The 23348-nt window shown below is 33.0% G+C and carries 18 protein-coding genes; 8 read left to right on the top strand and 10 right to left on the bottom strand.

Annotation, left to right across the window (positions count from 1 at the left end):
- The first annotated feature begins 107 nt into the window (after positions 1-107).
- The 6 genes from DG435_RS18340 (at position 108) to DG435_RS18315 (ending at position 5198) form a co-directional block, all read left to right on the top strand.
- On the top strand, positions 108-629 hold the full coding sequence (locus DG435_RS18340) for a DUF2975 domain-containing protein (protein ID WP_108840646.1): 522 nt from the start codon (positions 108-110) through the stop codon (positions 627-629).
- Between the two features lie 2 nt (positions 630-631).
- Complete coding sequence (locus DG435_RS18335; RefSeq protein ID WP_106790989.1) at positions 632-1144, top strand: DUF2975 domain-containing protein; 513 nt, start codon at positions 632-634, stop codon at positions 1142-1144.
- Positions 1145-1146: 2 nt separating this feature from the next.
- Positions 1147-1353: a helix-turn-helix transcriptional regulator gene (locus DG435_RS18330; protein ID WP_106790990.1), complete on the top strand. Its 207-nt coding sequence runs from the start codon at positions 1147-1149 to the stop codon at positions 1351-1353.
- Positions 1354-1462: 109 nt separating this feature from the next.
- On the top strand, positions 1463-2767 hold the full coding sequence (locus tag DG435_RS18325; RefSeq protein ID WP_106790991.1) for a metallophosphoesterase: 1305 nt from the start codon (positions 1463-1465) through the stop codon (positions 2765-2767).
- Positions 2768-2849: 82 nt separating this feature from the next.
- Complete coding sequence (locus DG435_RS18320; RefSeq protein WP_106790992.1) at positions 2850-4652, top strand: M61 family metallopeptidase; 1803 nt, start codon at positions 2850-2852, stop codon at positions 4650-4652.
- 6 nt (positions 4653-4658) lie between these two features.
- A complete protein-coding gene (locus DG435_RS18315; protein ID WP_106790993.1) occupies positions 4659-5198 on the top strand; it encodes a GNAT family N-acetyltransferase in 540 nt (179 codons plus the stop codon).
- Here the strand turns inward: DG435_RS18315 and DG435_RS18310 are convergent.
- The 5 genes from DG435_RS18310 to atpD all read right to left on the bottom strand — a co-directional run bounded on the left by DG435_RS18310 (position 5176) and on the right by atpD (position 11905).
- Positions 5176-8025, bottom strand: a complete 2850-nt coding sequence (locus DG435_RS18310; RefSeq protein ID WP_106790994.1) for a S9 family peptidase — start codon at positions 8023-8025, stop codon at positions 5176-5178. The genes DG435_RS18315 and DG435_RS18310 overlap by 23 nt on opposite strands.
- Before the next feature lie 121 nt (positions 8026-8146).
- Entirely contained in the window at positions 8147-9010 is an 864-nt protein-coding gene (locus DG435_RS18305) for an alpha/beta hydrolase (RefSeq protein ID WP_106790995.1), read from the bottom strand.
- 126 nt (positions 9011-9136) lie between these two features.
- The gene (locus DG435_RS18300; protein ID WP_106790996.1) at positions 9137-9955 is read right to left on the bottom strand and encodes a LytTR family DNA-binding domain-containing protein; all 819 of its coding nucleotides are present in this window, start codon (positions 9953-9955) and stop codon (positions 9137-9139) included.
- A gap of 68 nt (positions 9956-10023) precedes the next feature.
- On the bottom strand, positions 10024-10302 hold the full coding sequence (locus DG435_RS18295) for a F0F1 ATP synthase subunit epsilon (protein ID WP_106790997.1): 279 nt from the start codon (positions 10300-10302) through the stop codon (positions 10024-10026).
- 94 nt (positions 10303-10396) lie between these two features.
- Positions 10397-11905, bottom strand: coding sequence for a F0F1 ATP synthase subunit beta (gene atpD, locus DG435_RS18290; RefSeq protein ID WP_074406923.1), 1509 nt, complete (start codon positions 11903-11905; stop codon positions 10397-10399).
- Between the two features lie 271 nt (positions 11906-12176).
- On the opposite strand from atpD, the gene DG435_RS18285 reads away from it, so the two are divergent.
- Positions 12177-13451, top strand: coding sequence for a sterol desaturase family protein (locus DG435_RS18285; protein WP_106790998.1), 1275 nt, complete (start codon positions 12177-12179; stop codon positions 13449-13451).
- A 55-nt stretch (positions 13452-13506) separates the two neighbouring features.
- Here the strand turns inward: DG435_RS18285 and DG435_RS18280 are convergent, their stop codons facing one another.
- The 5 genes from DG435_RS18280 to DG435_RS18260 all read right to left on the bottom strand — a co-directional run bounded on the left by DG435_RS18280 (position 13507) and on the right by DG435_RS18260 (position 22372).
- On the bottom strand, positions 13507-14991 hold the full coding sequence (locus DG435_RS18280) for a G-D-S-L family lipolytic protein (protein WP_106790999.1): 1485 nt from the start codon (positions 14989-14991) through the stop codon (positions 13507-13509).
- Between the two features lie 32 nt (positions 14992-15023).
- Entirely contained in the window at positions 15024-17786 is a 2763-nt protein-coding gene (locus tag DG435_RS18275; RefSeq protein WP_106791000.1) for a TonB-dependent receptor domain-containing protein, read from the bottom strand.
- Positions 17787-18025: 239 nt separating this feature from the next.
- Entirely contained in the window at positions 18026-19873 is a 1848-nt protein-coding gene (gene glmS, locus DG435_RS18270) for a glutamine--fructose-6-phosphate transaminase (isomerizing) (protein WP_106791001.1), read from the bottom strand.
- Between the two features lie 22 nt (positions 19874-19895).
- Positions 19896-21542, bottom strand: a complete 1647-nt coding sequence (locus DG435_RS18265; RefSeq protein ID WP_106791002.1) for a DUF4270 domain-containing protein — start codon at positions 21540-21542, stop codon at positions 19896-19898.
- 20 nt (positions 21543-21562) lie between these two features.
- Positions 21563-22372 (bottom strand): glycogen/starch synthase, encoded by an 810-nt coding sequence (locus DG435_RS18260; RefSeq protein ID WP_024768328.1) that lies wholly within the window; start codon positions 22370-22372, stop codon positions 21563-21565.
- A 112-nt stretch (positions 22373-22484) separates the two neighbouring features.
- Between DG435_RS18260 and panC the strand changes: the two genes are divergently transcribed.
- Positions 22485-23333 (top strand): pantoate--beta-alanine ligase, encoded by an 849-nt coding sequence (gene panC, locus DG435_RS18255; RefSeq protein WP_106791003.1) that lies wholly within the window; start codon positions 22485-22487, stop codon positions 23331-23333.
- Positions 23334-23348 lie beyond the last annotated feature (15 nt).

Raw genomic sequence — 23348 nt, 5'->3', positions numbered from 1 at the left:
GAGGTTTTAGAAAGCTAAAATCAAAAATTAAAAAATAGGTTTTTTTATAAAAAATTATCGTTTATCAATAATTTTTGTATATTTGTTATCGTTAAACGATAATAATCATGAAAACAAAACAAGTTTTAAGTACAATGAAAATAATATCTTGGATTATATTCATTGGTTTATGTATTAAGTTGGGAGCAATACTTATTTCGAGTGCAATAAGTCTTCTTGTAACCGAAGAGGCCTCAAAGAATCTATATCTAGGTTTAGATTTATCAAATCTTTACAACTTTTCTATTCGGTATTATATTATGCTTCTATCACTAATTGTTTTCATATTAGCTTTTAAGGCATATATGTTTTATTTAATCATTAGGATTTTTTCAAAAATTGATTTTGATAAGCCATTTACTCCTGTTGTAGCAAGTTTAATTTCTAATATTAGCTATGTCTCATTATGGATAGGCTTATTAGCTTATTTCGCAAGTAGGTACAGCAAATGGTTAGTAAAGAAAGGAGTTGTCTTTGAACTAGATTTTGGAAGCTCAGAATTCCTTTTCATGGCGGGAATTATCTTTTTTTTTGCATTGATTTTTAAACGAGGTATTGAAATTCAATCTGAAAACGAGCTAACAGTATAACTATGAAAATGTTTGGAAAAAAATCATTGTCGACTCTATTATTTTATTTGACTAGGGTGACTACTATTGGGTACGGGATTTTTCTATTATTTATTGTATTTGCCATGATAAGTAATTCTTTTCTGAATATCTCAGATAATAATTTTCAGATTAAGATTCCTTTTACCGATTCGGTAATAAAAGGAGCGTATGAAATCAATACATTAGTGTCAATTATTGTATTCTTCTTCTTTTATACATCATTTTTCTATGCCTTATCGCTTGTTTTTAAGACTTTTAAAGCAGAAACTTTATTTTCAAAAAATGCGATAAAGCATTTGACTTATTTTACAATTATAAATTTATTCTTTCCCGTATTATATGGTAGCATTCAGTTGCTTATTTTTCAAGGAGGAAATTTCAATGATTTGTATGCAGTGTTTTTACATATCATACTAGGTGTTTTTGCTCTTTTTATTGCAACTATATTTAAACAAGGAGTTCAATTACAGGAAGAAAACGAACTAACAATATAACTATGCCAATAATTGTAAATCTTGATGTGATGCTAGCCAAGCGAAAAATGAAGAGTAAAGAATTGGCAGAAAAAATTGGCATTACCACTGCTAATCTCTCTATTCTCAAGTCTGGAAAAGCTAAAGCAATACGTTTTTCAACACTAGAAGCTGTTTGCAAGGTTCTGGATTGTCAGCCATCTGATATTTTAGAATACATCGAAGAATAAATTTATATCCAGAATTAAGTAATCTCAATTTTCTGAACTATTTATTATAGGCAATGATCACATGTCATTGTCTAAGAAAACTAGTGTCTAATCCTAAATCGAAACAAAAATGAAAAAGATCAAAAAATGGAAATTATTTCTATTGTATCCAATATTAGGAATACTTATCTTAATTCTGATTATTATAGTTTACAAACTAAATCAGAGTACTGTTATATTAACCGAGAATGGTATCTACAAAACACTTCAGGTTCCTATAAGATCAAAATTTATTGATTTTAATGCTACTTTGGCTGGGGCTGCGGATACTCCGACATTTGATGATGATTTTATTGAAGGCCCTATTGTTACCTATCAAAAAGACAATACCATATCTGTAGATTGGTATCAAAATGATGAAGCACACCACAAAACGTATGATTCTACTATTAAAAACTTTACCATTAATACTACCCTGAATTTATCCTTACCAGAAATTAAAGTACCTGTCACAGAAATTACAACTACTCCTGATAAGATTGCCTTTATTAGTGACATTCATGGAGATTATGAATATATGGATGCTCTTTTAAAAAACCTTAAGGTTATTGATTCTCTTGGTAATTGGAGTTTTGGAAAAAACCATTTGGTTATTGTGGGAGACATGGTTGATCGTGGAATTAAAGTAAGTACAGTACTATGGAAAATAGTTCAGCTTTCAGAACAGGCAGAATTAGCGGGAGGAATGATTCATTATCTACTTGGAAATCATGAACAGTATGTTCTCAGAGGAAATTTCAGTCGTGTAAATCCTGCCAATTTATTTGCCATTCAGCAGATGATGTCTTTTAAAGATGCTTTTTCTAATAAAACATATCTAGGACAATGGTTAAGAACACGACCTGTACTACTAAAAATCGGAACTACCCTAATTACCCATGGAGGAATTAGTCCCGAAACCGCAACAAAGAAATATTCTATAAAGCAAATAAATCAAGCTATTTGGGATTATTGGAACAACAAATCCATTGATGAAAATCTTAAGGAAATTATATTAGGAAAAACAGGCGTAACTCAATATAGGGGCTATGTAAAACAAAACGATAAAATTAAAAAATCCTCAAAAAAAGAAGTAGAAGAGATTCTTAAAGTTTATAATGCATCTCATATAATTGTCGGGCATACTAATGTTCCTACTATTGAACCGCTTTATAATGGGCAGATATACAACATTAATGCTATTGAAACATCTCCGCAGGCATTATTATTTGAAAACGGAATCCCAAAAATTATGAATACCGGAGTTATGAAAAAGGAAAAAACACCACAGGTATATTTTCGGGATTTTTCTTTTTTCAAAGTAAATGATTTGAAGATGATAGCATTAACAATAAGGAATATTGTTAAACTTTCTAGTATAAGTCATCCTTATTAAAAGGTTATCTGAAAAGAATTGCAATTAATACCTATATTTGATTTTCATCATCATTTCACACATTAATCATAAACGAGTCATAATGAAATCAGTACAGTTATTAATTGTAATACTATGTGTTCAATTAAACTTCTCTCAATCAAAAAATCAATATCATATCTCTTTTGACAATGCTGTTCATCATGAAGCTAAAATACAAGCTACATTTGCTGATATAAAAACAAGTACTATTTCTTTACGAATGAGCAGAACATCGCCCGGAAGATATGCTTTGCACGAATTTGCCAAAAATGTTTATGATGTAAAGGTTACTGATAGTCAAGGTAAAAAAGTTAAAGTAACTCGCCCTAACCCTCATCAATGGGATATTTCTGGTCATGACGGCACCATTAAAGTATCCTACACTCTATTTGCAGATCGAGGAGATGGGACGTATTCTCAAATTGATGAAACCCATGCACACCTCAATATCCCTGCTACTTTTATGTTTGCTCCTGCTCTTAAAGATAGAGCTATCGAAGTGACTTTTGACACTAGAAAAGATCTAAACTGGAAGATTGCTACGCAACTTTTTCCTGTTGGAAATAATAAATATACTGCACCTAATCTACAGTATTTTATGGATAGTCCTGTAGAAATTAGCAATCACTCGGTAAAAGCATTTACCGTTCAATCTGAAGGTTCGGAATACACCATACAATTTGCATTACACCACTTAGGGACCGAAGAAGAAGCTGCTACTTATTTTGAAAAAGTCAAAAAAGTAGTACTTCAAGAGAAAGAAGTATTTGGAGAATATCCAAAGTTTGACAACGGAACCTATACTTTTTTGGCCTGTTATATGCCGAATGTATCTGGCGATGGTATGGAACACAGAAACTCTACTATCCTTACCAGTACTCGTAGTCTTGCTAAGGAAGGAATGGACAGAAACATAGGAACTGTTTCTCATGAGTTTTTTCATGCCTGGAATGTAGAACGTATACGACCAAAAACATTAGAGCCTTTCGACTTTGAAAAAGCCAATATGTCTGGAGAATTGTGGTTTGCAGAAGGATTTACCAGTTATTATACGGCATTAATTTTATGCAGAGCAGGTATTATAAGTCAGGAACAATATATACAAGGGTTAGCACGGTCTTTTAATTATGTATGGAACTCTCCTGCCAGAGCATATTTTAACCCTACAGAGATGAGCTACCAGGCTCCTTTTGTAGATGCAGCAACATCTGTAGATCCAGTAAATAGAGGAAATACATTTATCTCATATTACTCTTATGGCAGTATGCTGGGATTAGCACTGGATCTATCCTTAAGAAACTATAAGGATAGTCTTACCCTTGATGATTACATGAAGCTTGTTTGGCAAAAATATGGAAAGACCGAAATCCCGTATACAAAAGAGTATCTGTTAACCACACTGCGCGAATATGCAGGAGAGTCGTTTGCCAATGATTTCTTTGATAAATACATCAATAGCAGCCAGGTACCGGATTATAAAACTCTATTTGCTAATTTTGGAATTTCAATGATTAACAATCAAGAAAAAGTATACTTTGCAGGAGTACCCATAAAGTTTGAAAACAAAGATGCTTTTTTCTCTGATTATCCAAAAAAGGGATCTCCGGCTTATACGACAGGATTAGATAAAGATGATATTATCATAGCTATAAATGAAGATCCTATTACAGATAAAAAGCAATTATCTGAGGTACTAAAAAAATACATTCCTGGTAAAAAGGTAACGATAACCTACAAAAGATTAGGTAAGGAAGTAAAAACTGAAATGACTTTTACTGCACATCCAGATATTGAAACCAAATTACTACAAAACGCTAATAAGGAAGCCATAAATAAACGGGAAAACTGGTTAAAATCTAAATAATATACAATGAATATAACGTATACCGTTATTAGTTCTGAGGCAGAATTACAGCAGATTTTAGTGCTTCAGCGTAATAACCTACCTGTCTCAATTTCTCAAACAGAAAAAGAAGCAGAGGGTTTTGTTTCTGTGCAACATGATCTTGATATTCTAAGAAAAATGAATAACAAACAACCTCATATCATTGCAAAAGATGGTGATAAAGTGGTTGGGTATGCATTGTGTATGTTAAAAGATTTTAAAGATGATATAGAACTACTAAAGCCCATGTTTTCTATAATCGAAAATCACTTAGATTCTTCTATATCCTATGTAATAATGGGACAGGTATGTATTGATAAAGCCTATCGCAAACAAGGGATTTTTAGAGGCCTGTATCAAACCATGAAAACCGAATTACAAAACAAATATAATCTTTTAATCACCGAAGTAGCCTCAAATAATTTGCGTTCTTTACAAGCGCATTATGCCATCGGTTTTAAAACATTAATCACTCATGAGTCTGATGGCACAGAATGGCATCTTATTCATTGGAACTGGGCGTAATACTTGATGCTCTTGTATTCTCTAAACCATACCCCAAGTCTTTTCCTTTTTGTACTCTAGGAACACCTTTAGTCATCCATTTAGGAGCAGGCTTTCCTTTTAAATAATAATCAAAAAATTGCATCATTCTGATAGAAAGATCCTGCCTGTTTTTTACTTTTTTCAAATTATGAGCTTCCTCATTATATACCAGTAACCATACCGGTTTTTGTAATCTACGCATCCCCATAAACATTTCTATACCTTGATAATAAGGTACTGCCCCATCGTTATCATTATGCATCATTAGCAATGGTGTTTCTATTTTAGGGATACCAAAAAGTGGTGAGTTTTCAATATAAAGATCAAATCCGTCCCATAAATTTTTACCTAGTCTACTTTGTGTTCTTTCATATTGAAATGCTCTACTCAATCCTGATTTCCATCGGATTCCACCATAAGCAGAAGTCATATTACTCACTGGTGCGCCCGCCATCGCTGCTTTAAACTTATTAGTAACGGTTACCAGATATGCCACTTGGTATCCTCCCCAGCTTTGCCCTTGTATCCCTATATTATCTCTATCTATATATCCTAATTCTTCTAAGGCTTCTACTCCCGAGACTATACAATTGTATGCACTGGCTCCAGGTTTACCTTCATCATATACAATATCGGGAACAAACATAATATAATCATTACTTACCAAATATGAAGGATTTACAATAGAGGCACTAGGTCTAGGTATATGATAATTACGATAGCTATCAGATCGTTTTTCATAAAAATAAGTGATCAAAGGGTATTGTCTGGAAGGATCAAAATCTTCGGGTTTATAAATAATTCCCTCTAGTTTTTTACCATCATATGTTTTCCAGGAAAACAATTCTGAAGTTCCCCACTTAAAATCTTTTTGATGTGGATTTACTACTGTTATTCTATCTGAGTTTTGAAATGTATTCGTTGTTACATAAAGATCAGAAAACGTAGTAAAGTTTTCTTTTCTATAGCTATACACCTCGGCATTCTTTGCTTTTTTATAAGAGCTAATGCGAAATTCTGAAGGTCGGACTTTTTCTATCAATTTTCCTTTTCGTAAAGTATATACTCCAGAAACTTTTGTCACCTTATCAAAACTGGTAATCAATAATTCTTTATTACAATATGTTGCTTTGTTTTTTTGTTCAGAATCCAACATTTTTGTTCTATATTCAACATTGTTTTTCCTTCCATTTTGTGTAAGATTCTTTGGTTTTTCTTTTCCAGAAAGAGAAACTCGCCAAACATCAAATTTATCATAAATCAATGCGTTTCCTTTTGAATCAAATCCCCCAAAACCATATGGAGAAGGTAATGAAGGGTGATCATCATCTTCATCATAAAATGCTACATCCAACTCTTTGGTAAGGTTTGTTTTTTTTATAGCCGATAAATCAATCGAAAACCAATGTTTTTCTTTCATATCATAATGCAATACATATTGCCCATCTGGAGAAAGAATAGGTTGTCTTCCTTTGTTTTTAAGAATCAAATGTTTATTTCCTGTATTGGTATTAATCACATAATAATCTTTTGTCCATGGATAATCCCATGAGCGCATTATGTCATATGGAGATGTTGTTGATCCTACTATATATTGTTGTTGCTTATTTTTATCAAAACTTAGCGTTTCGATTGTGTGATCCTGAATGTGAATGTACTGGCTAGATTTGGTATTATAATAAGACAAAAATGCTTTTTTATTAAGCTGTTCAGATTTTGATTTCTGCTCTGGCTGAATCAATTTATCCTGCCAATTCCAAACATCTACCTGTGGTATTTCATCTTTTAATAATGTAGTATCCTTTGAGTATACCACTTTTGGCTTTGAATAAAAATATAATCTATCTCCATTATCAGAGAAAAAAGGCGTTTGATCTTTACTCAATTCCCAGTTTTCTCTAAGGTTCTTATCTGGAGTATTTACAAGCTTTTGCAGTCCCTTATTTTTATAATAATACAATTCAAACTTTAAGGAGTCTATTGCTGTAGAATCAACGGCAGATAGATAAACAAATTGATTTCCATCTTTATATACTGCCAGTTTATCATAAATATATTTTGTAGTATCAATAGCAATTTTTGCTCCAGACGCTAAGTTATATTCGTAGACTCCGATATCTTTTTGTTTATCTTTTTTATTTTTTAAAGTATAATAAAATGTCTTGCCCTTCTCGGGTAGAATAAAATCTTTTATTTGATGAATCGTATCTTTCTGTTTTGTTTTTAAATTGTAAACCAAGGCATAATTCTGTTTAAACGCCATTGGAGCATTGTTGTCTATACTATCAGTTTTTTGCTCAGAGTTTGCCTTTTTCTTTCCTTTTTCTTTCTTTTTTACTTTCTTAAAATTTTCAACAACCAACCAACCTTCTTGTTTTTTGGGCATTTTATATTTTTTCACTCTTAAGATAGAATCATAAATAACATTATTTTTTACATCGTAGATAAACAATGCATCTTTAGTTCTATTTTCCTTTTTTATTTCTTCTTTTTTTTCTTTTCTGGTGAGTTGATATTTAGGTCTTTTCTTAAAAACTACATAGTTTTCATCTAAGGATATTGAAGTATCATATCCATTAGAGTACTTAAATTTAGTTTTATTTTGAGTATTATATATCTCTACATAGCCGTCTCCTCTTTTGGTATTGGTTTCAATAGTAGATACAATTAATTTCCCTTTATCTGATATTTTAACATCAGTAATATTTTTCCATAAATCGTAGTCAGCATGAGTCAACGTTTTTTTCTGAGCAGAAATCAATGAGGTGCTTAGTATAACTACAAAGGTGATTAGTCTTTGAATCATATGTAAGGTTTTAACAATTAGAGTGATTATATATGCTCTCGAAAAGTATAAAACCTTTTTACCAAAAAAGGCTGTTTAACATAATTTTATCTAAAAATCAATGATTTAGGTTAACTATCACTCAATTACTAATCATTTCCAAAAATTTACCTATATATTCTTTTTCGTAATCAAATAGTGCTTTAATATGCTTGCTCTTTACTTTCCAAAATTCTGTATTATCTTTATTTGAAGATTTGTATAGTTTTTCACCCAATTTATATGGAACTTGTTTGTCATTATAACTATGTATTACCAATACTGGTTTTTTGATTTTCTTTATTTCTTTTTCTGCAGGAAAATCATTATTCATTAACAAAGGTATAAATGCTTTAAAGTTTTCCATGTGTAATGCATTTGCATATACTTTTCCTATATCAGGAAAGGAGCTAAATGTACCTTCTACAATAAGACCATCAATTTTCTCTTGTCTTTCTGCTGCATTCATTATTGCAAAAGCACCTCCTAATGATTGTCCCCAAATAATGATAGAGGTGTCTATAACATCTTTATGCTTTGTTATTTCATCAAAAACATAAAGAGCATCTTTCTTTAGTTGTACAGAATTATCTGCTGTTCCTGTAGATTTACCAAAATTTCTTCGCTCAAAACTAAATACCTGAAACCCCTTATCCAATATTGATTTATAATATTTCTGAGATGACATTAAATGCATTCCTTTTCCCGAATAATGTATAATTGTTCCTATAGGAGAAATGGTGGAATCTGGCTTAAAAAGCACTGCATGAATCTTTACATTTTTATCTACCTCATAATAATATTCTTGATGAGCATATTCGGTTTGAAAACTATCATACGTAAGGCCATTAGTTTTATATATCATTGTATCAGTAAATCTCGAAAATCGAATCCACAAAACAATTATAATGAGAGTAGAAATAATAGTTACCGCCAACCATTTCATTGTTTTTACTATTTTTTTCATAAGTGCAATTTTTAATTAATGACACAAATGAAAAGAACTCTGTACTCTGAAAAAAAAGAAAGTTATCACTACTTATTTTTTGTGGTAAACAAATACATTTTGGGGTGAAATACTATTAATTCTTGGCTAATTAATAGTGTTTTTTACAGATGTAAAGTACGTTTTTGATACCGGAATATAGCCTTCAACATTTTTTAACTGAAGTTTTGCATTTTGAGCATTTCCTTTTAATGAAATAATAAAATCTGGATTAATTAAATATGATCTATGTGCTTTGATTAAGGATGAGAGCTGTTTTTCTATATTTGTTAAGGTATTTCTAAGCATTTTCTCTTTCAATAATTCTTCTTCTACATAATATATATACACATAATTATCCTCAGACCTGACATAAACAATAGATGTTTCTTCTACAGAAAACAATTCCTTTTTTAATGTACCTTTCAACTTAATTTTTGATTGTTCCACAGGAGGTTTTTTCTTTTCTGATATTACATTATTCATCGATTTGTAATAGTTTCTCAATAAAGCCGTAACTACAAGCATAATGACACCAAATCCGAGAAATACCATTTTAAACCAGTTTAAAAACAAAATTAAAGTAAGTCGTTCTGGTGTTTTATTGATAATCACTTCTGTGTAGAAAAAAGCAATCATAATGGCGATAATTATAAAAAATAAACAAAAAATCAGTTCTTCTATCCATTTCCAGATTTTGAAACGTAAGTAATATCCATTAGAAAAAATTACAGCGATCAAATATGTAAAAAATACAATAATTCCATATCCTGTAAAGTAGAGGGTTTTAAAAGGGCTTGTAAAATTATTAGATCCTAATGGGTGTAGAAAAACAATAATAAACACTACTATTATGCCTAGAATGGCAGCGATCAAAAAATGGTATCTAAAAGATATTGAATATGGACATGATTTATTTAAAAGCATAAAAAATCCCTATTAAATTATTAATAGGGATTAAATATATAATAAAAAAACCTTAATTAAGTACCGTACTAATCTGCAAGTACAATAACCTTATTATCTTTCATTTCGATAGTTCCCGAGGTAATAGAAAGTAGTGTTGCTCCATTTCCACCTTTTGTGAATTTATCGGCAACTTCTTCTTCTAGATTCATCTCACCATACACTTTTACATCTCCTTTTCCTAGTAAGGAAACAATAGGTGCGTGATTATCTAACATCTGAAACTCTCCATCTATTCCTGGTACAGCAACCGAGGTTACTTCACCACTAAATAATATTGCTTCTGGAGTTACTATTTCTAAATACATATTTTTAAGTATTCAGTATTGAGTAATTAGTATTTAGATCATAATGAGAAAGAAACTAATCTCACTACTCAATTACTAACTTCTCACTACTAATTTATGCCTCTGCTAACATTTTTTCACCAGCTTCTATAGCTTCTTCGATTGTTCCTTTAAGGTTAAATGCTGCTTCTGGCAGGTGATCTAATTCACCATCCATAATCATTGTAAATGCCTTAATGGTATCTTTAATATCTACTAAGCATCCTGGGATACCAGTAAATTGTTCTGCTACATGGAATGGTTGAGATAAGAAACGTTGTACACGACGCGCACGTCCTACAGCTAACTTATCTTCTTCAGATAGTTCTTCCATACCAAGGATAGCAATAATATCCTGTAATTCTTTATAGCGTTGTAATAGCTCTTTTACTCGTTGTGCACAATTGTAGTGCTCATCTCCAAGAATATCTGCTGAAAGGATTCTTGAAGTAGAATCTAGTGGATCTACCGCTGGATAGATACCAAGCTCTGCAATTTTACGAGATAATACTGTTGTTGCATCTAAGTGAGCAAATGTTGTTGCTGGTGCAGGATCGGTAAGGTCATCTGCAGGTACATAAACTGCCTGTACAGATGTAATTGATCCTTTCTTTGTAGAAGTAATACGTTCCTGCATCACACCCATTTCTGTTGCTAATGTAGGTTGGTAACCCACCGCTGATGGCATACGTCCCAGAAGTGCTGATACTTCAGAACCTGCTTGTGTAAAACGGAAGATATTATCTACGAAGAAAAGTACATCTTTCCCTTGTCCATCTCCAGCTCCATCACGGAAATATTCTGCTATAGTAAGACCAGATAGTGCTACACGTGCACGTGCTCCTGGAGGCTCATTCATTTGTCCGAATACGAAAGTAGCTTTAGATTCTTTCATTACCTCTTTATCTACTTTAGAAAGATCCCATCCTCCATTTTCCATAGAGTGCATAAAATCATCACCGTATTTGATAATTCCAGATTCTAGCATTTCACGAAGAAGGTCATTCCCCTCACGTGTTCTTTCTCCAACTCCTGCAAATACAGAAAGACCACCATGTCCTTTTGCAATATTATTAATCAACTCCTGAATAAGTACTGTTTTACCTACACCGGCACCACCAAATAATCCAATCTTACCTCCTTTTGCATAAGGCTCAATAAGATCGATTACTTTAATCCCAGTAAATAAAACCTCTGTAGAAGTTGATAAATCCTCAAATTTAGGAGCTTGACGGTGAATCGGAAGTCCTTCTTTTCCTGCTTTTGGAAGATCACCAAGACCATCAATCGCATCCCCAATTACATTAAATAGACGTCCATATACGTCACCACCTATTGGCATTTGGATAGGAGCTCCTGTTGCAACTACTTCAATTCCTCTGCTCAATCCATCACTGGAATCCATTGCAATAGTACGCACAGTATCTTCACCAATGTGAGACTGAACCTCTAACACTAGTATACTACCGTCTGTTTTGTTAATTTCTAACGAATCATAAATTTTTGGTAATTCAGTACCAGCTGCGAATTCTACATCGATAACCGGACCTACAATTTGAGATACTTTACCCGTAACTTTAGACATTATATAACTATTTAATGTTTAGTATTTAACTATGTTAAAAAAATCAAGTACTCAACCATACTGAATACTAGCTTTTTTCAGGCTGCAAATATAGTCTTTTAAAATGAAAAAAATAACTCAATTTCTTTAGTTTTTTTCAAGTAGCACTTTACTTCTTTTTTCAACTCCCATGACATCTCTTTTTTTACGGTTATATGGTAACTTCGAATTGTTTGAATGAATTAATTTTTCGAAATAAATATTTTCCTTATTTTTAGATAAAACTAGTTAAATGGAAACTTATGCAACCGCATTAAGCTATGCAATACCAGGCTTTATTGTACTCATACTTATTGAATATTTAATAAGTAGATGGAGAAAAATACCGGTTAATGAAGGTATGGATACAATTTCGAGTATTAGTTCGGGTATCACAAACACACTCAAAAGCTTGATAGGCCTTACTGTTATTATTTTAAGCTATGAGTGGATGGTTGAACATCTGGCTTTAATAGAAATTAAATCTACATTTTTGATATATATTTTAACCTTTATCGGCTTAGATTTTGTTGGCTATTGGTCTCATCGCTTTAATCATACGATAAATTTATTCTGGAACCGACATATTATACATCACAGTAGTGAAGAATATAATCTAGCATGTGCTTTACGACAAAATGTATCTGCAATAGTTGCTATTTATTTTTTTCTTTACATTCCATTAGCATTAGTTGGGATACCAGCAAGTATAGTTGCATTTGTTGCTCCTATCCATTTCTTTGCTCAATTTTGGTATCATACTCGATTGATCAACAAAATGGGAATTTTAGAACACATTATTGTCACTCCTTCTCACCATAGGGTTCATCACGCTATTAATGACGAATATCTGGATAAAAATTATTCTGAAATATTTATTTTTTGGGATAAACTTTTTGGAACTTTTCAAGAAGAACTACCAGACAAACCACCTATTTATGGCGTAAAAAAACCTGTAAACACGTGGAATCCTTTCTTTATCAATTTCATGCACCTGTGGGGAATAATAAAAGATGCATGGAGAACCCAAAATTGGTTTGATAAAATCAGGATATGGTTTATGCCTACAGGATGGCGACCAGAGGATGTAAAAGAAAAATATCCCATACAGCTCATCACTAATCCTTATTCCAGACAGAAATACAAAACAGAAAGTTCATTAGTATTAAAATTGTGGTCCTGGTTTCAGCTCGTAACTACAGTAGCACTTATGTATTATTTATTGATTAGCGTTGGCGATCTGGAGTTTATTCAAATTATAAATTACTCTATCTTTCTGGCGGTATCAATATTTGCTTATACCTCTCTAATGGATCGACATATAATTTCTTTGTTTGCAGAATGTATTAAGCTTGCAATGGGATTGTATTTTATACTTTATTATGGCAGTTGGTTTAATATTGACACAATTTTTCAAGGAGCTACATTTGTTGTTTTGGGATATATAATTATATCTTTTTTACTATCCTTATATTTTCAATTAATAGAAAGGAACTACAATTCTCATTCTATTCAGCAAACAGCATAACAAAACCCACTTTAGGATATCCTAAAGTGGGTTTTGTTATTTTAGAATTTATGATTTATTTTAACAACGGCGAATAAAAAGTTGGGTAATCCACTGCTTTCACCATAGGTAAATTAGAACCATATGTAGTATTTATAGACTCCATTGCTTTATTCGCTAAAAAAGCATAACCTCTAGCTGTAGGATGCACTCCATCCAAAGAAAAAGCGCCACCAAAAACTAAATTTCCTTGCAACAAAAAATCATCAAACATTACTCCGCTTCCCGAAACCTCTTTAAGGATTGTATTTGCATCTACAAATGCTAAACCAGCTTGTTGTATTGCTGTGTTTATTATGGTATTAAATGTAGTAGTTGCAGCAGATATCTCTTGTTGTTCTGTTGGTATTAATACCCATTTATCTTCCAAAGGAACTGAAACCCCATTTATTAATAATGGATTCCCTCCAACTGTAGTACCAATAAAAGAAGAACTTGGCAATATCAACAAATCTTCTGCAGTAGCATGTCTATAATTTGGCAAACCAGATCCGGTTAGATTTGTTAAACTTTCATCTTCGATTACTACTGCATTTTGTCCTGCTGCAAATTCTATTGTTCTGGCTTTTCTTTCTGCCTCATCAATTCCTCCAATGCCTTCTATTTGTAATAATCCTGCATTATAGGCTGCATATCCCTGGTTAACAGCCCCTGCTGTCGCAGCGTCTAAAGGAACAGGGTTATAAGGTACAGTTGTAAAATGTGGTATCGATGTTACATCAGGAATATTAAATGCTACTCCTTTTGCTCCACCAGAAGTTAAGGTGGTGACTAACGCATTATAAGCCTGTGTAAATGTAGTTTCATCTGTGATAGGGTCTGTGCCATCTCCACCAGACAAAGCATACCCTAGCACATCGTTATTACCGATCCACAACGAGAAAAATGTTGGATTCTGAGCCATAGCATCTCCAAGTACAGATGCAGTAGGACCAGAAGCAATTCTCACAAAATAAGGATTAGCCAAATTTGGTAACCCTGCTGCATTCCCATATCCCGCTGCAGGTAAATGAAAGCTTTTAGCTCCAGGAATCCCCATATTATTAAAAGGCCCTGATATTATATTTGTTATTTCTGTGGTGGGTACCTCGGGAGTATCATCACCTGGTATAGTTCCTAATAATCGTGGCCCCGATTCATTTGGTGGATCAGGATTAGGATCACTATAAAAATAAAACCTTGGATTTAAAGTTGGAGTTCCTCCTATTAAAGCCCCCCCGATATTATCATTCATTAAAGGTTGTGTAAATTCTCCTCCTCCTGCCATGGCAAATTGCTTCGCCAAAATATTAGGCATTGAGTTCTCTTGTCCAGCAATAAACAAAGCGCCATCTGTAAATCCTGCAGCCAGAGAATTTCCTAAGGAAACATATTTTGAAAAATCTGCGTTCCCTGAGGTAATTACTATTTCTTCTCCTGCGGTAGAGGCATCATCATCTGATTCGCAAGAAATACATCCAAAAATCAACAGGAGTATTAACCATTTATATTGAGTATTCATCTGTTCTTTTTTTATTGTTTTTTAATCGTTGCTTACAAATTATTTATTGACAAGCCTATGTAATACTGGGATCCAATAAATCCAGTTCCAAATGCCGTGAAGTATTCATCTCCTCCAATGTTAGTCGCGCCAACTTTAAGAGTGGTTTTCAATTTTGGAATTTTATAATTTATCTGAGCATCGATAACTGAGAAAGATGGTATATCTCCATTTCCGAATGATGCTTCCCAGAAGTAACCATCACTCCAACGATAACTCGTATTAAATCCAAAATTTTCAAACAAATTTGTATGTCCAAACGTTGCCTTTACTTTATGTTTTGGAGTATTAAAATTAGTCATGAAATCAGGATCTTTATCTTTATCAAAATCTTGCTCTGCATAGGTATAGTTTACACCTAAATCAAAATCTCCCGGAATCCTGGTATTTACACCAATTGTAGCTCCAAAAGATTTTATATCTACATCCGAGTTTGTATACGCCTGATACACTTTAAAATCATCATTCTGCAATGCTAGAAGCGATAATGTTCCATCTCCTACCTGACCGTATAATGGCACTATCACATTTTCGGTTGATATAAAATCTTTGTACTGGTTATAATACCCGCTTAGATCAATAATGAATTTCTTTATTTTACCACGATACCCTACTTCAAGTGCAGTAATTTTTTCTGGTTCTACCAGGGTTGAACCAGAGGCTTCTGGTGCTCCATTTGTTACTGAACTTGCCGAAAACGAATTTTCATAAGCTGCTCTACCTGTTATTGTGACAGTATCAGATCCTACAATAGTTTCACCCGCTCCACTTAAGTCATCAAATGATCTTACATCTCTGTCTAAATTATCATTAGCCGATCCAACCAATATTGCACGTCCTACATCCAGACCAATATACAAATCCTGTGTTGTTGGATTTCTAAATCCTGTTTGTACCGAGGCACGAATATTATGATTTCTTTCACTACCTAAGGTATATCCTATAGATAACCTAGGCGATAAATTACCATCAAACAATTCGGATTTATCATATCGTACAGATCCTGTTACTTTTACTCTTTCATCTGCAAATTTTTTCTGAATTTGTGTATATGCTCCATATTCAGAATACCTAATAGGCCCATCAAAATCTGTAAAGATTGTGCCTGAAGAATTCAGTTTATACTCTCTAAATGATCCTCCTACCTGAATATCTGCGAAATCACCAGTAATATGACTTAAATTATAATTAACATCCATATGCCTTAACTGAGAAGCATCTTGAAATTTTGATCCGGTTAATAAGTTTGGATCATTAGTTACCGTTTCAAAAGCTTGTTCAAACTCTGGTGTTCCCGGTATAAGGCGACCTGTATCTGCTGTTTGCCTTGCAATAAGATGAGCCTGTTCTGGCAATTGACCAGCTAATGTTGCCTGAACAAAAGCGCCTGCATATTCACCAAACCAAGTTTGATCATCTTTCCATTTTCTATTAATATTAATTCCGGTAAATCTTATATCATAAGAATCTCCTGCACTTTCATCTGTTAAATATCCTCTAATAAAAAAGTGATTATTCTTAAACTCTAATTTGTGCTGCTGTAAGAAAAAATTACGAATTGAATATCGATTTGCTCCTTGATAAATTGTAGTTCCTCTTCCTATTTTTCCGTTATAAATAACTTCAAAATCATTAGCAAATGGTCTATAATGTAATGCTGCATCAAATTTTATACTTTCTGCCTTATTAGCATTTAAGTCTTTCTCATCATATCCAGTTCTACTAACGCTCTCATCTGGTAGTAGATTTTCTGCTCCTGCCGGTAGAATTCCTCTATTCACAAGTGCCTCTCCCACACCTCTTATATTGATTCCAAAATCATCACCATATACATTAAGACCATCATAATTAGGATCTGACCTATCGGTAGCAGGATTTAAAACATTAACAGTGTTGGTTGCAAACCAATCTGTACCTCGCAGATACGAGAAATTAGCTTTTGCTGCGAATTTCTCTGAAAACTTATGCGCAACTCTGATTCCGTAATCATAAAACTCATTATCTCCTGCAGCTTCTTGTGAAGTGATTCCACCTTTAAAATACGCACTAATTCCATGATGGTCAAATGGACTTTTACTCGTCATAAACAAAATTCCATTAAAAGCATTCGCTCCATACAGCGCAGAAGATGCTCCTGGCAATAGTTCTACACTATTAACATCAAGTTCTGTCATTCCCAACAGGTTTCCTAACACAAAATTAAGAGCCGGTGCAGTATTATCCATCCCATCTACCAATTGCACAAAACGAGTATTTGCAAATGTTGCAAATCCTCTGGTGTTAATTGATTTAAATGTTAAACTATTAGTATTAACATCAACTCCTTTAAGGTTCTCTAATCCATCATAGAAATCTACTGAAGGTGTATTTTTAATTTCTTTAATTCCGAAACGTTCAACACTTACTGGTGATTCGAAGATACGTTCTGGAGTTCTGGAAGCAGAAATGACTACTTCATCTAGTTCTGTACCTTCTTTTAATACAATAGTCAAATCTGTAGTTTGTGAAGATATATCTACTGATGAGGATTCGAACCCTACAGAACTCGCTATTATTGTAAAAGGAGGCGATTCCTGAACCGTTAAAGTAAAAATTCCGTCAAAATCTGTTACTGTTCCCGAAGAAGAGCTTTTTAATGCAATATTGGCTCCAGGAATAGGTTGGTTACCATCATCAACAACTTTTCCACTAATTGTTGTTTGTGCAGTAGCAATAATGCATACCATCATCATTATTACTAATGTAATTTTTTTCATGCCCCTAAGTTTTAATAGTTATGACAACAATATACGTTTTTTTAATAATCTTTCAATAAAACCGCTAAACCTTTGTGATTTCATTATCAAAAAAACCATTATACAACATTATCATCATTTCATGATTTTTATTTGTAATCCAATCACTATTAAAAGTCCTAATAAAAGCTAAAAACCCTATCCGAAATTTTTCAGATAGGGTTACTATATTTCAATCAATCTCTATATAAGAGAACTCGTTATTCTACTGTTACAGACTTTGCAAGATTTCTTGGTTGATCTACATTTTTATCCAACATTACAGCAATATAATATGATAATAATTGCAAAGGTATCGTTGTAAGAAGAGGTGTTAAAAATTCTTCTGTTTCTGGTATTTCTATAACATGATCAGCAAGTTCTTTCACGGTAACGTCTCCTTCTGTAACTATTCCGATAATTTTTCCTTTCCTGGATTTAATTTCCTGAATATTACTTACCACTTTATCATAGTGTCCCTTTTTGGTCGCTATTACAACAACTGGCATTTGTTCATCAATTAATGCTATTGGCCCATGCTTCATTTCTGCTGCCGGGTATCCTTCTGCATGTATATATGATATCTCCTTTAATTTTAACGCTCCTTCTAATGCAACAGGAAAATTATATCCTCTACCTAAATACAGGAAGTTTTTTGCATCTTTATACGTATCTGCAATAAACTTAATATGGTCATTAGATTCTAAAGTCTTTTTAACTTTTTCTGGAATCCTCTCTAATTCCTGCAAGTAATAATGAAAATCGCTATTAGAAATTGTTCCTTTTCTCTCTGCCAGCTTTAATGCTATTAAAGACAGCACTGTTATTTGAGTAGTAAATGCTTTTGTAGAAGCAACCCCTATTTCTGGACCTGCATGAGTATAAGCTCCTGCATGAGTTTCTCTAGAGATTGAGGATCCAACCACGTTACAAACTCCAAAAACAAAAGCTCCATTTTCTTTTGCTAGCTTAATTGCGGCCATTGTATCTGCCGTTTCACCACTTTGTGATATTGCGATTACAACATCATCCTGATGAATTACTGGGTTTCGATACCTGAACTCTGATGCATATTCTACTTCGACAGGTATACGAACTAATTCCTCAAAAATATATTCTGCTACTAAACCAGCGTGCCATGAGGTACCACAAGCAATAACAATGATGCGTTTTGCATTTAATAGTTTAGCAAGGTTGTCATCAATACCTGCCATTTTTATAATCCCTTCTGCAACTCGCATTCTACCTCTATAGGTATCGCTAATCGCATTAGGCTGCTCATAAATTTCTTTGAGCATAAAATGATCATACCCTCCTTTTTCTATTTGCTCCAGGTTAATTTGCAGTTCTTGCAAATATGGATCTACCAGCTTATCATCTTTAATATTCCTTACTTTAACTCCCTTATTTCTTCTTACAACAGCCATTTCACCATCTTCGAGGTAAATTGCATTATTTGTATATTCTATAAAGGGAGATGCATCGGAGGCTATAAAAAACTCATCTTCACCCACGCCGATAGCTAGTGGACTACCCAATCTCGCAACAACAATCTCATCTGGTTTTTGCTTATCAAAAACAGCAATTGCATACGCTCCTACAGTTTGATTTAGAGCAATCTGAACTGCTTTACCTAGTTTTACATTTTCTTTAGTCTTTACATCCTCTATAAGATTTACCAATACTTCTGTATCAGTTTCTGAGGTAAATGTATATCCTCGATTAATCAATTCTTTACGGAGAGCATCATAATTTTCTATGATTCCGTTATGAATGATTACCAGATTACCAGAGTTAGAATAATGTGGATGTGAATTCACATCATTAGGAACTCCGTGTGTTGCCCATCTGGTATGCCCTATTCCTATTGTTCCTTTTGTAGGAATTTCTTTTAATAATCGCTTTTCCAGATCCGCTACCTTTCCTTTGGTTTTAGACAATTTAATGTCTTTCCCATCGTAAAGAGCAATTCCTGCAGAGTCATAGCCTCTATACTCTAATCTTTTTAAGCCTTTTAAAACAACTGGATAGGCTTCTCTATGTCCAATGTACCCTACAATTCCGCACATGATTTAAGTTTTTAAAATATTGTTAGTTTTCCTTTGATGATGTATAAAAAATATCAAGTTTTAAACGTTTTGACTCAGGGACATTTACTCCATTTCCATAGAGAACTGTTCCTTCGTGGGAAACTATTGATGAGGAGGGAATTATCTCATTTTTAGTTGTAGGGGTATCGCCTATAGCGCTTGTTATTATGTTTACATTTTGAGATACTGACAATCCCAGTTTAGTATTTTCAATTTCTCCTTTTAAAATATTTAGGATATACTGTGTTATTCTTATTTTATAAAATTCTCCATTCTTACCAGAATCACGACTGATTCTTCCTAAATGGTTAATACCCGAAACCAAAGGAGCATCTCTATTAATACTACCGTCCAAAATATAATCAAGAAGAACTGTTCCTGTCTCCATATTAAAGATAAAGATTCTTTCGGGCTCGGTATCTCCCCCTGTTACTTTATCTTGGTCGATGTAGAATTTTAGACTTGCATCATTAATTAACCAATCTTGTCTCTTTAAGAAACTAAGTTCATTTTCTTCTTCGCCATTTTCATTAGTGACATTGCCTCCAAATAAATCGATTACTGCATATGAACCATCACCTCCTTTTAGATATAAATTATCTTCGCCATTTACTGTATCCTGATTTTCTTCTTTCAATTCCTCTGCAATAGTTGGATCTAAAGTAGTTTTTATAGAATTTATAAAAGTATTAGCAAAATTTAAATCCAATTTATCGTCTTTACGTGTGGTGACGTTATTTGAAGTTTCATCAAAACTGTAATGAAGGGTTATCTGTGCATCATTAGTATTAAGGTATATTAAATTCCCGTTATTGTTTACGGGTTCTGCCTTAATATAAATTCCTCTAAAATAATTTCTGAAATTGTTTGAATTGCTTAACTCTACACTACCTTCTTTATCCAAAAATAACGTTGAAAACAGTGTTTTTATATCATCTGGAAGCTCAACTCGTAATCTAGGAGTTAGTCTTTCTCTTTTGGTCGTAGTCTCCCCGTTGGTAACAGTTTCGGTTGTTGTAATAATTTCTTTAGCAGAAGGAACTAAACTGTTATTCGTATATAATAATGTTTGTTCTACTTCTGCCCCAAAATTAGTTTCGACATCATCAGAGTAATATACTTGTCTTTCGTTAGATTCGGGATCAAAATCTCTTAAAAAATAATTAGATTTATACAACGACAGTTTAATAGGTTGGTTTCCATAAATTGAATCTAACCTGTAGGTCGTTGCTGTCTCTGTAACATTATCTACTTGAACCGATGTTGTACCTGTCGCAGTACTAAAATATGGCAAGCTAAAAACAACACTATCTAACACTGCATTAGTTCCAAAAGTTGGGTTTAATTTTGACGGCTGAATCTGCGACAAAATGCTATACACCGATTGTCCATATATAGGATCATTATAAACTCCTAACAAATTAGAATGTGCAGTCCTCCCTTGTTGATCAATCGCTAAACCACTTGTACGTACTCTTTCGAATTTTTTACTGTATGCTATTGGCACTGCAGAGTACTGCTTGTCTTCAAAATTAACATCTCCGATAACTTCACTACCAACAGAATCAAAATCATCGTTACAAGACAGAAAGGTAAAAACAACAGCTACTATAGCCGTTATCCTAATTATAATATTCTTCAATTTCATAAATAATTTCGTCGTTTTGCTTACACCAATACCTCTGTTTGATAGAAGGTTTCATAGGCATCAGCAAATTCATCTGGTTTTTTATATTCTAAAACTGGTTGGTCTATTGTTTTTAAATGCTCAACAAGTTCTGATGGAATTTCTTCGGATCCCACAATAATTGCATCAGAATTATCCACAGCCACCTTCATAAGGTTACTATATGTTGGCTGAGCCAAATCACTAATTTTTTCTTCAGCTATTCCGTCAAACTTTACTTTTTCCATCATATTCTTATCCAATATCCCGTCATAACCATTATTATATACAGAAGTAACAATTTTACTATGACCAAAAAGAGGTTCATTAGCATAATAATTCTTTAAGTATAATGGCAAAAGAGAAGCTAGCCATCCATGTACATGAATCACATCTGGTGACCAGTTTAACTTCTTAACTGTTTCGATCACTCCTTTAGCAAAAAAGATTGCTCTCTCATCATTATCAGGAAATAATTTCCCTTCTTCATCAGTTAACGTTGCTTTTCTTTTAAAATAATCCTCATTATCGATAAAATAAACTTGCATTCGTTCTTTTGGAATAGAAGCAACTTTAATAATAAGGGGCATATCCAAGTCATTAATTACTAAATTCATACCCGAAAGCCGAATTACTTCATGTAACTGATGCCTCCTTTCATTGATATTGCCATATCTAGGCATAAAAATTCTTATTTGACCCCCTTTATTATTTACCATTCTTGGTGCTTCAAAAGACATAGATGAGATTTCAGTCTCTGGCAGGTAAGGTATTACTTCTGATGATACATACAATATCCTCTTATCTTTCATATAATCGATACTTTTATCGTCCTCCTTTTGGAATTAATTTTGCAAAATTACGAAAATTTATGCAGTCTGCCAGTAATATCTTATTTTTGCACGCCTTTAAGTTATACACCAAATGCGGTTACACGGAAAAAGACGAGATATACTAGAAGATGTTGCAGCTTTTAATAAGCAGAACAAAACCATTGGATTTGTTCCTACTATGGGAGCATTGCACAAGGGTCATCTTGCACTGATAGAAAGAGCTCTCAAGGAAAATCAAAAAATTATAGTTAGTATTTTTGTGAACCCTACACAATTTAATACTACCGAAGATTTGGTTAATTATCCTCGAACTTTGGATTCTGATATTGAACTTTTATCAGAGTTATCTAAAGAAATAATTGTATTCGCTCCTACACCAAAAGAGGTGTATGGAGACGAAATGTCATCAACTAATTATGATTTTGAAGGGTTAGAAAACGAAATGGAGGGCAAATACAGGCCTGGTCATTTTGATGGAGTTGGAACAGTCTTAAAACACTTCTTTACTATTGTCAATCCAAATAAAGCATATTTTGGTGAAAAAGATTTTCAACAACTTCAAATTGTTAAAAAATTAGTTGAAATTGAAAAAATGTCAGTTCAAATCATTGGTTGTCCTATTTATAGAGAAAAAAACGGATTGGCTTTAAGCTCTCGAAACAAAAGGCTAAACCAGAAGCAACTTAATGAATCCCCCTTGATTTATTCAATCCTGAAACAGGTAAAAAAAGACTTTGGCACAAAAAGTGTTCATATCTTAAACAAATGGGTGTCAGAACAATTCAAAAATAATGATGAATTAAAATTAGAATACTTTGAAATTGCAAAGGTATCTGACTTAAAATCCATTAAACGAAAACAAAAAGATATTAAATACAGAGCTTTTATAGCTGTATTTGCAGGAGAAATAAGACTCATTGATAACATTGCCCTAAATTAAAAATAACTAACTTTG

The organism is Aquimarina sp. Aq78 (assembly GCF_900299525.1).
Taxonomy (GTDB): Bacteria; Bacteroidota; Bacteroidia; order Flavobacteriales; family Flavobacteriaceae; genus Aquimarina.
The sequence above is the reverse complement of the archived record's forward strand: the minus strand, read 5'-3'. Positions and strand labels throughout refer to the sequence as shown.

Coding starts and splice junctions, on each gene's coding strand:
- DG435_RS18340 (WP_108840646.1), top strand. CDS start 108: ATGAAAACAAAACAAGTTTTAAGTACAATGAAAATAATATCTTGGATT.
- DG435_RS18335 (WP_106790989.1), top strand. CDS start 632: ATGAAAATGTTTGGAAAAAAATCATTGTCGACTCTATTATTTTATTTG.
- DG435_RS18330 (WP_106790990.1), top strand. CDS start 1,147: ATGCCAATAATTGTAAATCTTGATGTGATGCTAGCCAAGCGAAAAATG.
- DG435_RS18325 (WP_106790991.1), top strand. CDS start 1,463: ATGAAAAAGATCAAAAAATGGAAATTATTTCTATTGTATCCAATATTA.
- DG435_RS18320 (WP_106790992.1), top strand. CDS start 2,850: ATGAAATCAGTACAGTTATTAATTGTAATACTATGTGTTCAATTAAAC.
- DG435_RS18315 (WP_106790993.1), top strand. CDS start 4,659: ATGAATATAACGTATACCGTTATTAGTTCTGAGGCAGAATTACAGCAG.
- DG435_RS18310 (WP_106790994.1), bottom strand. CDS start 8,025: ATGATTCAAAGACTAATCACCTTTGTAGTTATACTAAGCACCTCATTG.
- DG435_RS18305 (WP_106790995.1), bottom strand. CDS start 9,010: ATGAAAAAAATAGTAAAAACAATGAAATGGTTGGCGGTAACTATTATT.
- DG435_RS18300 (WP_106790996.1), bottom strand. CDS start 9,955: ATGCTTTTAAATAAATCATGTCCATATTCAATATCTTTTAGATACCAT.
- DG435_RS18295 (WP_106790997.1), bottom strand. CDS start 10,302: ATGTATTTAGAAATAGTAACTCCAGAAGCAATATTATTTAGTGGTGAA.
- atpD (WP_074406923.1), bottom strand. CDS start 11,905: ATGTCTAAAGTTACGGGTAAAGTATCTCAAATTGTAGGTCCGGTTATC.
- DG435_RS18285 (WP_106790998.1), top strand. CDS start 12,177: ATGGAAACTTATGCAACCGCATTAAGCTATGCAATACCAGGCTTTATT.
- DG435_RS18280 (WP_106790999.1), bottom strand. CDS start 14,991: ATGAATACTCAATATAAATGGTTAATACTCCTGTTGATTTTTGGATGT.
- DG435_RS18275 (WP_106791000.1), bottom strand. CDS start 17,786: ATGAAAAAAATTACATTAGTAATAATGATGATGGTATGCATTATTGCT.
- glmS (WP_106791001.1), bottom strand. CDS start 19,873: ATGTGCGGAATTGTAGGGTACATTGGACATAGAGAAGCCTATCCAGTT.
- DG435_RS18265 (WP_106791002.1), bottom strand. CDS start 21,542: ATGAAATTGAAGAATATTATAATTAGGATAACGGCTATAGTAGCTGTT.
- DG435_RS18260 (WP_024768328.1), bottom strand. CDS start 22,372: ATGAAAGATAAGAGGATATTGTATGTATCATCAGAAGTAATACCTTAC.
- panC (WP_106791003.1), top strand. CDS start 22,485: ATGCGGTTACACGGAAAAAGACGAGATATACTAGAAGATGTTGCAGCT.